The 13,190-nt window shown below is 70.0% G+C and carries 13 protein-coding genes; 3 read left to right on the top strand and 10 right to left on the bottom strand.

Going from position 1 to position 13,190, the window contains the following annotated elements; all coding sequences use genetic code 11:
- Positions 1-44: 44 nt before the first annotated feature.
- Entirely contained in the window at positions 45-236 is a 192-nt protein-coding gene (locus tag ACWDRW_RS02045) for a hypothetical protein (protein WP_451718725.1), read from the top strand.
- 27 nt (positions 237-263) lie between these two features.
- Here the strand turns inward: ACWDRW_RS02045 and ACWDRW_RS02050 are convergent, their stop codons facing one another.
- Positions 264-608 (bottom strand): metal-sensitive transcriptional regulator, encoded by a 345-nt coding sequence (locus ACWDRW_RS02050; RefSeq protein ID WP_451718728.1) that lies wholly within the window; start codon positions 606-608, stop codon positions 264-266.
- 188 nt (positions 609-796) lie between these two features.
- On the opposite strand from ACWDRW_RS02050, the gene ACWDRW_RS02055 reads away from it, so the two are divergent.
- Both ACWDRW_RS02055 and ACWDRW_RS02060 read left to right on the top strand, forming a co-directional pair.
- Complete coding sequence (locus ACWDRW_RS02055; protein ID WP_030043659.1) at positions 797-1,417, top strand: DUF47 domain-containing protein; 621 nt, start codon at positions 797-799, stop codon at positions 1,415-1,417.
- Between the two features lie 8 nt (positions 1,418-1,425).
- Entirely contained in the window at positions 1,426-2,424 is a 999-nt protein-coding gene (locus tag ACWDRW_RS02060; RefSeq protein WP_451718731.1) for an anion permease, read from the top strand.
- A gap of 159 nt (positions 2,425-2,583) precedes the next feature.
- On the opposite strand, the gene pstB is transcribed toward ACWDRW_RS02060, so the two are convergent.
- The 9 genes from pstB to ACWDRW_RS02105 all read right to left on the bottom strand — a co-directional run bounded on the left by pstB (position 2,584) and on the right by ACWDRW_RS02105 (position 13,063).
- On the bottom strand, positions 2,584-3,360 hold the full coding sequence (gene pstB, locus ACWDRW_RS02065; protein WP_451718733.1) for a phosphate ABC transporter ATP-binding protein PstB: 777 nt from the start codon (positions 3,358-3,360) through the stop codon (positions 2,584-2,586).
- Between the two features lie 58 nt (positions 3,361-3,418).
- A complete protein-coding gene (gene pstA, locus ACWDRW_RS02070; protein ID WP_451718736.1) occupies positions 3,419-4,477 on the bottom strand; it encodes a phosphate ABC transporter permease PstA in 1,059 nt (352 codons plus the stop codon).
- Entirely contained in the window at positions 4,474-5,481 is a 1,008-nt protein-coding gene (pstC, locus tag ACWDRW_RS02075; RefSeq protein WP_451718739.1) for a phosphate ABC transporter permease subunit PstC, read from the bottom strand. Before pstC ends, pstA begins: the two co-directional genes overlap by 4 nt.
- A 104-nt stretch (positions 5,482-5,585) precedes the next feature.
- Positions 5,586-6,713 (bottom strand): phosphate ABC transporter substrate-binding protein PstS, encoded by a 1,128-nt coding sequence (pstS, locus tag ACWDRW_RS02080; RefSeq protein ID WP_451718741.1) that lies wholly within the window; start codon positions 6,711-6,713, stop codon positions 5,586-5,588.
- A 322-nt stretch (positions 6,714-7,035) separates the two neighbouring features.
- Positions 7,036-7,467 (bottom strand): NUDIX hydrolase, encoded by a 432-nt coding sequence (locus ACWDRW_RS02085; protein ID WP_451718744.1) that lies wholly within the window; start codon positions 7,465-7,467, stop codon positions 7,036-7,038.
- A gap of 21 nt (positions 7,468-7,488) precedes the next feature.
- Positions 7,489-8,682 carry a CHAD domain-containing protein gene (locus tag ACWDRW_RS02090; protein ID WP_451718747.1) on the bottom strand — a complete coding sequence of 398 codons (1,194 nt, stop codon included), beginning with the start codon at positions 8,680-8,682 and terminating at the stop codon, positions 7,489-7,491.
- Positions 8,663-11,032: an RNA degradosome polyphosphate kinase gene (locus tag ACWDRW_RS02095; RefSeq protein WP_451718750.1), complete on the bottom strand. Its 2,370-nt coding sequence runs from the start codon at positions 11,030-11,032 to the stop codon at positions 8,663-8,665. The genes ACWDRW_RS02090 and ACWDRW_RS02095 overlap by 20 nt, the downstream gene beginning before the upstream one ends.
- Before the next feature lie 160 nt (positions 11,033-11,192).
- Positions 11,193-12,068, bottom strand: coding sequence for a hypothetical protein (locus ACWDRW_RS02100; RefSeq protein WP_451718753.1), 876 nt, complete (start codon positions 12,066-12,068; stop codon positions 11,193-11,195).
- On the bottom strand, positions 12,065-13,063 hold the full coding sequence (locus ACWDRW_RS02105; RefSeq protein ID WP_451718756.1) for an ABC transporter permease: 999 nt from the start codon (positions 13,061-13,063) through the stop codon (positions 12,065-12,067). The genes ACWDRW_RS02100 and ACWDRW_RS02105 overlap by 4 nt, the downstream gene beginning before the upstream one ends.
- Positions 13,064-13,190 lie beyond the last annotated feature (127 nt).

Genomic DNA, 13,190 nt, shown 5'->3' on the forward strand with positions numbered 1-13,190 from the left:
GCCGCTCCCTACTCTAGGAAGTCGGTAACGGCAGAGAAGAGGTGATGCGCGTGGCTCCGGTCGGCGGTACGGCAGTTCAGGACCACGTGGCCCTCGCCGAGATCGAACTGTGCGGTGAGCTCATCATCGCGGCCTCGGCCGCCGAGGAGCGGCTCAGCCTGGAGAGCATCGACGAGGTGCTGCGGGTGGCGGAGGAGCGCGACCGCTGTCGCGGCGACGCCCCTTCCACCCGCTGATCGACAGCTACCCGATCATTTTCGGCCTCACGTCCGCAGCAGACGTGCGATCGCCTTCGTCGCCTCTTCCACCTTGGCGTCGATCTCGCCACCGCCCTTGAGGGCCGCGTCCGCGACGCAGTGGCGCAGGTGCTCCTCCAGGAGCTGGAGCGCGAAGGACTGCAGTGCCTTCGTCGACGCCGACACCTGCGTGAGTATGTCGATGCAGTACACGTCCTCGTCGACCATCCGCTGCAGGCCCCTGATCTGGCCCTCGATCCGGCGCAGTCGCTTGAGGTGCTCGTCCTTCTGTTTGTGGTAGCCGTGCGTGGCGTGCTCGGGTGCGAGCTCCCGCTCGGAGGGCGCCGTGGCGCCGGCCTCGGTCGTCGTCATCGCGTCCTCCAGACATATACCCCTACTGGGTATATCGTACCGAACTTTGCTGGGTATAGGGCCCTTGGTACGCCCCCGTGCTGATCACTGTGCCTGATGGGCGACACTGGGGGACGGCCCATTAGCCGTGGCCGGATGATGCGCCTAGCATCAGCCTGACCGAAACCGAAGGACCCCGAGGACCCCACGTGCGCTTTCGTCTGACCCCCAGGGAGACGAGCTTCTACGACATGTTCGCCGCATCCGCGGACAACATCGTCACGGGCTCGAAACTCCTCATGGAACTGCTCGGGGCGGACACCGCCGGCCGGGCCGAGATCGCAGAGCGTATGCGGGCCGCGGAACACGCCGGTGACGATGCCACGCACGCGATCTTCCACCAGCTGAACTCCTCGTTCATCACGCCCTTCGACCGCGAGGACATCTACAACCTCGCGTCGTCCCTCGACGACATCATGGACTTCATGGAGGAGGCCGTCGACCTGGTCGTCCTCTACAACGTCGAGGAACTGCCCAAGGGCGTCGAGCAGCAGATCGAGGTGCTGGCCCGGGCCGCCGAGCTCACCGCGGAGGCCATGCCGAACCTGCGGACCATGGACAACCTCACCGAGTACTGGATCGAGGTCAACCGGCTGGAGAACCAGGCCGACCAGATCCACCGCAAGCTGCTCGCCATGCTCTTCAACGGCAAGTACGAGGCCATCGAGGTGCTCAAGCTCAAGCAGATCGTGGACGTCCTGGAGGAAGCGGCCGACGCGTTCGAGCATGTGGCGAACACGGTGGAGACGATCGCCGTGAAGGAGTCCTGAGCGCGTCCATGGAGACCTTCGCCCTGGTCGTGACCATCGCGGTCGCGCTCTTCTTCACGTACACCAACGGCTTCCACGACTCGGCGAACGCGATCGCCACGTCCGTCTCCACGCGGGCGCTCACTCCTCGGGCCGCGCTGCTGATGGCGGCGGTGATGAATCTCGGCGGCGCCTTCCTGGGGTCGGGTGTCGCCAAGACCGTCAGTGAGGGCCTGATCCAGACGCCCGAGGGCTCGAAGGGGATGGGGATCCTCTTCGCGGCCCTCGTCGGTGCGATCACGTGGAACCTGATCACCTGGTACTTCGGCCTGCCCTCGTCCTCCTCGCACGCCCTGTTCGGCGGCATGGTGGGGGCGGCGCTCGCCGGTGGGACGACCGTGTACTGGGACGGGGTGCTGGAGAAGATCGTCATCCCGATGTTCATCTCGCCGCTCGTGGGCCTGCTGGTCGGGTACCTCGTCATGACGGCGATCATGTGGATCTTCCGGCGGTCCAATCCGCACAAGGCCAAGCGCGGCTTTCGGATCGCGCAGACGGTGTCCGCGGCCGGCATGGCTCTGGGGCATGGTCTGCAGGACGCGCAGAAGACCATGGGCATCGTGGTGATGGCGCTGGTCATCGCTGATGTCGAGGACTACGGCGATCCGATTCCGGTGTGGGTGAAGATCGTGTGCGCCGTGATGCTGTCGCTCGGGACGTACGCCGGTGGATGGCGGATCATGCGGACGCTGGGGCGGAAGATCATTGAGCTGGATCCGCCTCAGGGGTTCGCCGCGGAGACCACGGGGGCGTCGATCATGTTCACCACGGCGTTTCTGTTCAAGGCGCCGATTTCCACGACCCATGTGATCACTTCGGCGATCATGGGCGTGGGGGCGACGAAGCGGCTGAACGCCGTGCGGTGGGGAGTCGCCAAGAACATCGTGCTCGGGTGGTTCATCACGATGCCTGCGGCCGCGACGGTGGCTGCGGCGGCCTTCGGGATCGTGCACCTGGCGTTTCTGTAACGCGCCTCTCGGGGCTCGGGTGGGGGTACTCGCCCGCGTCGGCGGGTGCGGCCCGGTTGCCGGTGGGTGAACGCCGACGGGCCCGCCCCCCGGGAGCCGGGGGACGGGCCCGTCTGTGCCTCGCGGTGGCACCGCCATGCAGCACCGCGAGGGGTCCGATCAGCCGAAGCGGCCGGAGATGTAGTCCTCGGTGGCCTGGACCGACGGGTTGGAGAAGATGCGCTCCGTGTCGTCGATCTCGATCAGCTTGCCCGGCTGGCCGACGGCCGCCAGGTTGAAGAACGCCGTGCGGTCGGAGACACGCGCCGCCTGCTGCATGTTGTGCGTCACGATGACGATCGTGAAGCGCTCCTTCAGCTCGCCGATCAGGTCCTCGATGGCGAGGGTCGAGATCGGGTCCAGGGCCGAGCAGGGCTCGTCCATCAGGAGCACCTTGGGCTCCACGGCGATCGCCCGCGCGATGCACAGACGCTGCTGCTGACCACCGGAGAGGCCGGAGCCCGGCTTGTTCAGGCGGTCCTTGACCTCGTTCCAGAGGTTCGCGCCCTTGAGCGACTTCTCGACGATGTCGTCCAGCTGGGACTTCTTGTAGGAGCCGTTCAGCCGCAGGCCGGCCGCGACGTTGTCGTACACCGACATGGTCGGGAACGGGTTCGGGCGCTGGAAGACCATGCCGACCTCGCGCCGCACGGTCACCGGGTCGACCCCGGCGCCGTACAGGTTCTCGTCGTCGAGCATGACCTTGCCCTCGACCCGGCCGCCGGGGGTGACCTCGTGCATGCGGTTCAGGGTGCGCAGGAAGGTGGACTTGCCGCAGCCGGAGGGGCCGATGAACGCGGTCACGGAGCGGGGCTCGACCGTCATCGAGATGTCTTCGATGGCGCGGAAGGAGCCGTAGTAGGCGCTGAGGCCGCTTACGTCGATTCGCTTGGCCATGGGGTATCACTGCTTCTTTCGGAAAGTCTTCTTGAAGTTCGGTCGCTGTATGGCCGCGTCAGCGACCGGTCTTCGGGGCCTTCCAGCGGGCGATGCCGCGGGCCGCGAGGTTCAGGATCATCACGATGATGATCAGCGTGAGAGCAGCGGCCCAGGCGCGGTCGTACGCCGCCTCCGAGCCCGCGCTGTTCGCGTACTGCTGGTAGATGTACAGCGGCAGCGACGCCTGCGCCCCTTCGAAGGGGTTGTTGTTGATGAACGGGTTACCGAACACCAGCAGCAGGACGGGCGCGGTCTCACCGGCGATACGGGCCACGGCCAGCATCACACCGGTGGTGATACCGCCGACCGCGGTCGGCAGGACCACCTTCAGGATGGTGCGCCACTTCGGCACACCCAGGGCCAAGGATGCCTCACGCAGCTCGTTCGGGACGAGCTTGAGCATCTCCTCCGTGGAGCGGACCACGACCGGCATCATCAGGATCGCCAGCGCGAGGGCGCCCGCGAAGCCGGAGAAGCTCATGTCGAAGCTCAGCATGAGGCTGAGGATGAACAGACCGGCGACGATCGACGGGATACCAGTCATCACGTCGACGAAGAAGGTGACGGCGCGGGCCAGGTGGCCGCGGCCGTACTCGACCAGGTAGATCGCCGTGAGGACACCGATCGGCGCGGCGATCAGGGTGGCGATGCCGACCTGTTCGAGGGTGCCGATGATGGCGTGGTAGATACCGCCGCCGGGCTCGGTGTCCGCGACCACGCCCATCGAGTGGGTCAGGAAGTAGACGTCGAGGACCTTGATACCGCGCTGGACGGTCGACCAGACCAGGGAGAACAGCGGGACCACGGCGAGCAGGAAGGCGACCCAGACCAGCGAGGTCGCGATGCGGTCCTTGGCCTGGCGCTTGCCCTCGACCGCGCCGGCGATGGCATACGTGCCGACGAGGAAGAGCAGCGCGGCGATCAGGCCCCACTGGATCTTGCTCTCGATGCCGGTGGCCAGGCAGAGGCCGACGGAGACGGCGAGCGAGCCGCCGGCGATGGCCCAGGGGGACCACTTCGGCAGTCGGGCGCCCTGGAGCGAGCTCGGGTGCTGAACGAGAGTCGTGTTGCTCATGCGTTGGCCCCCGAGTACTCCTTGCGGCGGGCGATGATCATCCGGGCCGCGCCGTTGACCAGCAGGGTGATGACGAACAGGACAAGGCCGGAGGCGATCAGCGCGTCCCGGCCGAACTCGTTCGCCTCACCGAACTTGCTGGCGATGTTCTGGGCGAAGGTGCCGCCGCCCGGGTTGAGCAGGCTGCCGTGGATCAGGAAGTCCGGGGAGAGCACGGTGGCGACGGCCATGGTCTCGCCGAGGGCGCGGCCGAGGCCGAGCATCGAGGCGGAGATCACGCCGGAGCGGCCGAAGGGGATCACCGCCATGCGGATGACCTCCCAGCGCGTGGCGCCGAGGGCCAGGGCGGCCTCTTCGTGCATCTGCGGGACCTGGCGGAAGACCTCACGGCTCACGTTGGTGATGATCGGCAGGATCATGATCGCGAGCAGGATGCCGACCGTGAGCATCGAACGGGGGGCGCCGCCCTCCCAGTCGAAGATGCCGGTCCAGCTGAAGTAGTCGTTCAGCCAGCCGAACAGGCCGTCCATGTGCGGTACGAGGATCAGGGCGCCCCAGAGGCCGTACACGATGGACGGCACCGCGGCGAGCAGGTCGATCACGTAGGCGATCGGACCGCTCAGCCTGCGCGGGGCGTAGTGGGTGAGGAACAGCGCGATGGCGACGGCGATCGGGACGGCGATGACCATGGCGATGATCGACGAGATGATCGTGCCGTACGCCAGGACCGCGATGCCGAAGACCGGCTCGGTGCCCGTGGTGTTCCATTCGAAGGTCGTGAGGAAGTTGCCCTCGTCCTTGCTGATGGCGACGGCGGCCCGCCACGTGAGGAAGACCGCGATGGCGGCCATGATCATCAGCAGGAAGATGCCGGAGCCACGGGCGAGACCGAGGAAGACCCGGTCGCCGGGACGCGTGGCGCCGCGCGCGTTGCGCTTGTGCTGGGCCACGGTCGGCTGCGGTGGGGGAGGGGGTGCCTGGGTGTGCTTGGTAGTTATGTCCATCGGGTTCTCCGGTCTGCGGCGCCCTGTGTCGTACAGGGCTCCTGGCGGCGGTGCACCGGACGGTGCGGCCCGGCCCCGGTCGGGGACCGAGCCGCACACTCAGGTCAGCTCAGGCCCGCGACGGTGGTGCGGACCTTGGTGATGATGTCCTCCGGCATGGGGGCGTAGCCGGCGTCCGCGAGGAGGCTCTGGCCGTCCTCGCTGGCGATGTAGTTGAGGAACGCCTTGACGGTGGGCAGCGTCTCCGCCTTGTTGCCCTTGTCGCAGACGATCTCGTAGGTCACCAGGGTGATCGGGTAGGCGCCATCGGCCTTGGTGGCGTAGTTCAGCTCCAGGGCCAGGTCCTTGCCGGTGCCGACGACCTTGGCGTCCGCGATGGCGGCGGTGGCGCTCTCGACGGAGGCCTTGACCGGCTCGGCCGCACCCGTGTCGATGGCGACGACGGAGGCGTCCTTGGCGTACGACAGCTCCATGTAGCTGATCGCGCCGTTGGTCTGCTTCACCTGCTGGGCGACACCGGAGGAGCCGGAGGCGGACTGGCCACCGGGGGCCGTCCAGGCCTTGCCGCCCTCGTACTTCCAGTTGTCCGGGGTGGTGGCGATCAGGTACTTGGTGAAGTTGTCCGTGGTGCCGGACTCGTCCGAGCGGTGGAACGCCTGGATCTTCAGGTCGGGCAGCTTCGCGTCGGGGTTCAGCTTCGCGATCGCCGGGTCGTTCCAGTTCTTGATCTTGTCGCTGAAGATCTTCGCGAGCGTCTCCGCGTCCAGGACGAGCTCGTCGACGCCCTCGACGTTGAACGCGACGGCGATCGGGCCACCGACCATCGGCAGGTCGATGCCCTGGCCACCCTCACAGACCTCCTTGGAGGCCGTGATCTCCTCGGGCTTCAGCGCCGAGTCGGAACCGGCGAAGGCGACCGTGCCCTGCGTGAACGCGGTGACTCCGGCGCCGGAGCCGCCGCCCTTGTAGTTGATCTGGACACCCTGGCAGGCGGCCGTGAACTGCTTCACCCACGCGTCGATCGCGTTCTTCTGCGCGGACGAGCCGTCGGCGAGCAGCTGGCCCTTCGCGTCGTCGCACTTGATGTTGCCGGCCTGGGCGCTCGCGGTGGAGTCACCGCTGTTGCCGCTGTCGCCCGTGTCGTCGGAGCCGCACGCCGTGAGGGCCAGGGCGCCGGAGACGGCGAGAGCACCGAGAGCGAGGGCCCGCCGGTTCATGCGCTGAAGCTTCACTTGAGGGAGTTCCTTCCAGGAGCCGCCGTCCTGAATCCGGCGGCGTGCGAAGTCTTGGTGATGTGGGCGGGAAGAGAACTGCCGCGCCACACCGCGTAAGGCCGAAATTAGGCAGAACAGGTGAAGGCGCCGATGGCCGTAAATGAACGGGGGGTGAACCCCTGTGGACGGTGCGGTGAGGTCACGGAACGCTCACGTTGGGGACACGAGCCGATGCCGTTCCGCACCTCGGTTCGTCACTGTACGCACGCGTTCGACTACGCGGGCGCGGGAGGACCGCGACGTGTGACGGCGGACCCACGATCGGACCACCGCCCGCACGTCAGTGCCCCTGACCGCGCTCGGCGGGGGCGCCCAGCTCGTCCACCAGCTCGCGGTCCCGGACCTGCGTCAACCTGCGACGGGCCGCGTCCGGGCGCAGCCACACGATGCGGTCCACCTCGGTGGTGGGGACGAAGGCGCCGGAGCCGGCCTCGGCGGCCCAGTAGCGGACCTCCTTGGGCCGGCCGCCGACCATGTAGCGCAGCGTGGAGAGCTCGGCGCCCGCGGTGGCCCGGTAGCCGGTCTCCTCCTCGACCTCCCGCAGCGCGGCGGCGAGCGGCTCCTCGCCGCGCTTGAGCTTGCCCTTGGGGTGGGACCAGTCGTCGTATTTCGGCCGGTGCACGAGGCAGACCTCGAGCCGGCCGTCGACCGGGGAGCGCCGCCAGAGCACGCAGCCGGCCGCCTGGACGGTGGTGTTGTTCGGTGCGGTCACCGGTGCGCCGGCCTCCTTCCGCTACGAGGTGGTGCTGACCTTCTGCTTCTGCCAGGTCTGCCAGGACTGCTGAAAGGCGAAGCGGGCCGCCTCCACCTCGTGGCGCTGGTCGGCGTGGAGCACGCCGAGGGCGTACGCCGTGGCCGGGGCGATACGAGGGGTGCGGGCGGCCGCCGCCGCTGCTGCCGCCGCCTCGGAGGCGTCGCGGTGGCGGTCCAGGGCCTGGCCCGCGGTGAGCAGTCGTACGTCGACGGGGGCCTCGCCGAGGAGGCACTCCCGGGCGTAGCGGTGCAGGCGGAGCAGGAGGCGGACCTGGTGCCAGGGGGCGTCCTGGGGGTGGGGGGCCGGGTCCGGGGAGAGGCCGTGGACGAGGGCCTCGGCGTTGTACGGGTTTCCGGCGGTGACCAGGGGGAGGGCGCCGACCGCGTCCGTGAGGCGTTCCTCGGCGGCCGTCGCGTGGGGGTGGAGGTCGGTGGTGGGGGCGGTCCGGGTGAGCGGGACCTCGCTCGCCAGGACGGCGATGTGGTCGGCGACCGCGTGGAAGCGGCTCGATCCCAGGGCCTGCAGGGCGGTGCTGTGGGCTCGGGTCCGGGCGAGGGTGAGCTGGCGCTCGAGCAGGGCACCTGCTTTCGCGGCGCCGACGGTGAGGTTGCCGCGCTCCGGGGCGGGCGCCGGGTGGGAGGGGGGACCGGCGTTGCCGGATGCCGCCTTTCCGGTCGCGAGGGCCGCCCCGGCCGCCCGACTGCCCGCGGCCACGTCGGCGGTGGCGTCCTGCGCAGTCGCTGCCACGCCTGTCTGCGCCGGGAACGCCGTCGCCCCCGACAGTCGGTGCAGGGCCAGCAGCAGGCGGTCCAGGCGGGCCGCGTAGGCGTGTTCCATCGCCAGGGTGCCGGAGAGCCAGGCCAGTTCCGGGCGCATGCGTTCGGACCACTCGGGGTCCAGGAGGGGGCGGAAGGTGTGGAGGCTGCCGCTGATGCGGCGGGCCGAGCGGCGCAGGGCGCGCGCCGCGTCGGCCGTCTCCTGGGCACCGTTGCCGTTCTCCCCCGTCCGTGACTTCGCGCGCCCCGGGGATCCCCCGTCACCGCCGCCGGTCTCCCGGTGCAGCCGCAGCGCGCGGAGGAACTCCATGGCCTGGGTACGCAGGTAGGCCTCGAGAGCCTCCCCGGTCACCGGCACGGCCGTGGGGTTCGTCGGGTCAAGGTGTTGCTGTGCCACGCCGGCGCCTCCGGGCGTCTATGAGCATCTCCTGGACGTTCCGCAGGGGCTGGCCTTCGGCGTCGGTCGCGTGCCGGGTCCACTCGCCGTCCGGCCCGAGGTGCCAGGACGCGGTGGTGTCGGACATGCCGGTCTCCAGCAACCGGTTGAGGGCCGCCCGGTGGGCCGGGTCGGTGACCCTGACCAGAGCCTCGATGCGGCGGTCGAGGTTGCGGTGCATCATGTCGGCGCTGCCGATCCACACCTCGGGCTCGCCGCCGTTGCCGAAGGCGAAGACCCGGGAGTGTTCCAGGAAGCGGCCGAGGACGGAACGGACCCGGACGTTCTCCGACAGGCCCGTCACGCCCGGGCGCACGGCACAGATGCCGCGCACCCAGATGTCGACCGGCACGCCCGCCTGGGACGCGCGGTACAGGGAATCGATGATTGCCTCGTCGACCATCGAGTTCACCTTGATGCGGACGAACGCGGGACGGCCCGCACGGTGGTGCTGGACCTCCTTGTTGATCCGCGAGATCAGGCCGTCGCGCAGGGACTTGGGCGCGACGAGGAGCCTGCGGTAGGTCTCGCGGCGCGAGTACCCGGACAGGCGGTTGAACAGGTCCGACAGGTCGGCGCCCACCTGGGCGTCCGCCGTGAGCAGACCGAGGTCCTCGTACAGCCGGGCCGTCTTGGGGTGGTAGTTGCCCGTGCCGACGTGGCTGTAGCGCCGCAGCGTGTCGCCCTCCTGGCGGACCACCAGGGACAGCTTGCAGTGGGTCTTCAGGCCGACGAGGCCGTAGACCACATGGCAGCCGGCCTCCTCCAGGCGCTTGGCCCACTTGATGTTCGCGTGCTCGTCGAAGCGGGCCTTGATCTCGACCAGGACAAGCACCTGCTTGCCGGCCTCGGCCGCGTCGATGAGCGCGTTGACTATGGGGGAGTCGCCCGACGTCCGGTACAGGGTCTGCTTGATGGCGAGGACGTCCGGGTCCTCGGCCGCCTGCTCCAGGAACGCCTGCACGGAGGTGGAGAAGGAGTCGTACGGGTGGTGCAGCAACACGTCCCGGCTGCGCAGCGCGGCGAATATGTCGGGCGCGGAGGCCGACTCGACCTCGGCCAGGTCGCGGTGGGTGCCGGCGACGAACTTCGGGTACTTCAGCTCGGACCGGTCGAGCGACGCGAGCCGGAACAGGCCGGTGAGGTCGAGCGGGCCCGGCAGCGGGTACACCTCGGCCTCGCTGATCTTCAGCTCGCGCACCAGCAGGTCCAGGACCTCGCGGTCGATGGACTCCTCGACCTCCAGGCGCACCGGCGGGCCGAAGCGGCGCCGCATGAGCTCCTTCTCCAGGGCCTTCAGGAGGTTCTCGGCGTCGTCCTCCTCGACCTCCAGGTCCTCGTTGCGCGTGACGCGGAAGGCGTGGTGCTCCAGCACCTCCATGCCCGGGAACAGCTCTTCCAGGTGCGCGGCGATGACGTCCTCGATGGGGACGTAGCGGCCGGGGCTGGACTCCAGGAGGCGGGAGAGCGACGGCGGCACCTTGACGCGGGCGAAGTGGCGGTGCCCGCTGACGGGGTTGCGCACCACGACGGCCAGGTTCAGGGAGAGGCCGGAGATGTAGGGGAAGGGGTGGGCCGGGTCGACCGCGAGCGGGGTCAGCACGGGGAAGATCTGGTGCCGGAAGAGGGTGAACAGGCGGGCCTGCTCCTTCTCCGTCAGCTCGTTCCAGCGGACCAGGTGGATGCCCTCCTCCGCGAGCGCGGGGGCGACGTCCTCGTGGAAGCAGGCGGCGTGCCGGGCCATCAGCTCGCGGGAGCGGGCCCAGATCATCTCCAGCACCTGGGTCGGCTGGAGGCCGGAGGCGGAGCGGGTGGCGACGCCGGTGTGGATACGGCGCTTCAGACCGGCCACCCGGACCATGAAGAACTCGTCCAGGTTGCTGGCGAAGATCGCCAGGAAGTTGGCGCGCTCCAGGAGGGGCGTGGTCGGGTCCTCGGCGAGTTCGAGCACCCGCTCGTTGAACGCCAGCCAGCTGCGCTCCCGGTCGAGGAAGCGGCCCTGGGGCAAGGGGGCGCCGTCGGTGGTCGCCTCCTCGTAGGCGTCGAGGTCGGCGTCGATGTCGGGTTCGAGGTCGGAGACCGAACCGGCCACGGTGCGCGACCGGTGCGCGGCGATGGAGCCGACGGAGGGCTGCGCGTGCTGGACCTGTGCCTGGGCGTTCTGCTGACTCATGGCCCCATTCTTCCGCGCTTCCAGCGATACGGGCGCGTCGGAAGACGCGGGCGGGAGCGTGGCGGGGAGACGTCGGGCGGCCCCGTTCCCCGCGGTCCCCTCGGGGGGCGGCGAAGGCTCTGGCACGGCGGGCTTCATTCGCCGAGCGTCGCAAGTCCGTCTGAACCAATGGTTACGGAGACATGGCGTGCGGGATATCGGGCAGCGGCTCCCGGACGTCCACCCGCCGGGAACGCACCTCCCCGCATGCCGGGACCGCACGTCCCTCCCCCCGTAGGAGGGACGTACGGCCCGGGGATCAGGAGGCCCGGTGGCGCAGCAGCCAGAAGGCGCCGGCGACGGCCATGGCCGCGAGGGTGAGGAGGAGGCCGCTCTCGACGTACTGAAGCGGCCAGAAGTGGGACGGAGGGTGGAAGGTCACCTCGGTCTCCGTGACGGACACCTGGGCGAACGAACGCGGGACCTCCCAGCCCTCCTTGGCCCGGGTGACCGTCTGCCAGAGGTCCTCGCGGTGGCGTTCCAGCAGGTTGTAGAGGCCCAGCGTGCCCACCAGGGCCGCCCCGGCCGCGGGCAGCGCCCGGCCGAACAGCAGCCCGGCGAGGGCGCCGAGGGCGAGGCCGGTCAGGGCGTAGGCGACGGCCGCCGGACCGGTGCCGATGAAGACGTCGGGGTAGTACCAGTCCCCGACCAGGTTCGGGTCGTCCTCGCCCCGGGCCCAGATCCCGAGCAGGACCACCGCGGTCGTGCCCGCCGTGAGCAGCGCGGCCGGTACGGCCAGCTTGGCGGCCAGCCACTGGGCCGGGGTGACGGACTGGGTCCAGGCCAGCTTGGCCGTGCCGTTCTCCAGCTCGCGGCCGATGAGGGCGCCGCCCGCCCAGGCGGCGACCGGGAAGATCAGCCAGGCCACGCAGGCGGTGACGAAGGCGATGCCGGTGGAGTAGGTCTCGTCCGCGGTGATCGCGTCGACCGCCGCGCAGGACGGCAGTCCGTCCGTGGGCGGGGTGGCGCAGCCGCTGGTGCCGCGTTCGGCGTCGTCCGCGAGGGCGGCCAGCCAGGTCAGGCCGACGGCGGCGGCGAGGAGGGCGAGGCCCCACAGCACGAGGGCGGCGCGGTGCAGCCGCAGGACCGCCCGGAACATGCCTCGGGTGGGCCCGGTGGCGGTGGGGGCGGTCATACGGCGGCTCCGGTACGGCGCCTCAGCAGCCAGAAGGAGGCCAGGACGGCCAGGGCCGCGACGGCGAGGACGAGGCCGGTCTCCATGAGCTGCAGGCCCCAGAAGTGGTCGGTGGGGTGGTAGTGGGCGTAGAAGCCGGTGATGTCGCGCTCACTGAGGCAGCCGGGCAGGCCCATGCAGTCCGGGATCGGGACATGGGCGCCCTTGCTGGTGAGGGCGCCGCCGTCGGCGATCATTCCGACGGTCTCGGGGTAGTCGTCGGTGGCGGTCGCCAGGTCGGCGGGCCACAGATGCGGACGCAGTTCGCCGATCCGGCTGCTCAGGGCCAGGACGGCCAGGGTGGCGGCGGCCAGGGCGGGCAGGGCGCGCCGCAGGAGGAGTCCGCCGAGGACGCCGACGGCGAGGGCGAGCAGGGTGTGGGCGGTTGCGGCGGTGCCGTTGGCGAGGAAGACGCTGTCGTCGTGCCAGGTGCGCAGGCCCACGGTCCGGTGCAGCTCCGGGTCGGAGGACCAGACCAGGCGGTGCAGCAGGGTGAGGGTGAGCTGGCCGGCGGTGAGCAGCGCGGCCGGTACGGCCAGCTTGGCGGCCAGCCAGTGGGCCGGGGTGACGGACTGGGTCCAGGCCAGCTTGGCGGTGCCGTTCTCCAGCTCGCGGCCGATGAGGGCGCCGCCCGCCCAGGCGGCGACGAGTACGGGAGCGAGCGCCATCAGGGACTCCGCGACACGGAGGATGTCGTCGTACCGTCCGAGGGCGGGGCCCGTGAAGTCGCAGCCGAGGCCCGGCTGCCCGGAGCCACACCCCATCGCGCGGTACTCGGCCCAGGCGGCGTCCGCACCAGGCCCGGCCACCCACACCAGCCCGCCCGCGACCACGGCCACCAGCATCAGCCAGAACAGCAACGCCGACTGATGCACCCGCAGCACGACCCACACCATCCCGCGCGACCCACGGCCACGCCCCGCGACACCGGTCGCGGGCGCGATCAGGGCGGTCATACGGCGGCCTCCCGCATGTCGCACGCGTCCGCCCGGAAGTTCTCGTGGTCGGGGGGCGTCTGGGGTCGGGGGGTGGGGGCTGCGGCGGTGGCGGGTTGCCTGGTCGTGGTGCTTGGGGCGGTCTTGT

The sequence above is a fragment of the Streptomyces sp. NPDC003635 genome, from assembly GCF_053587635.1.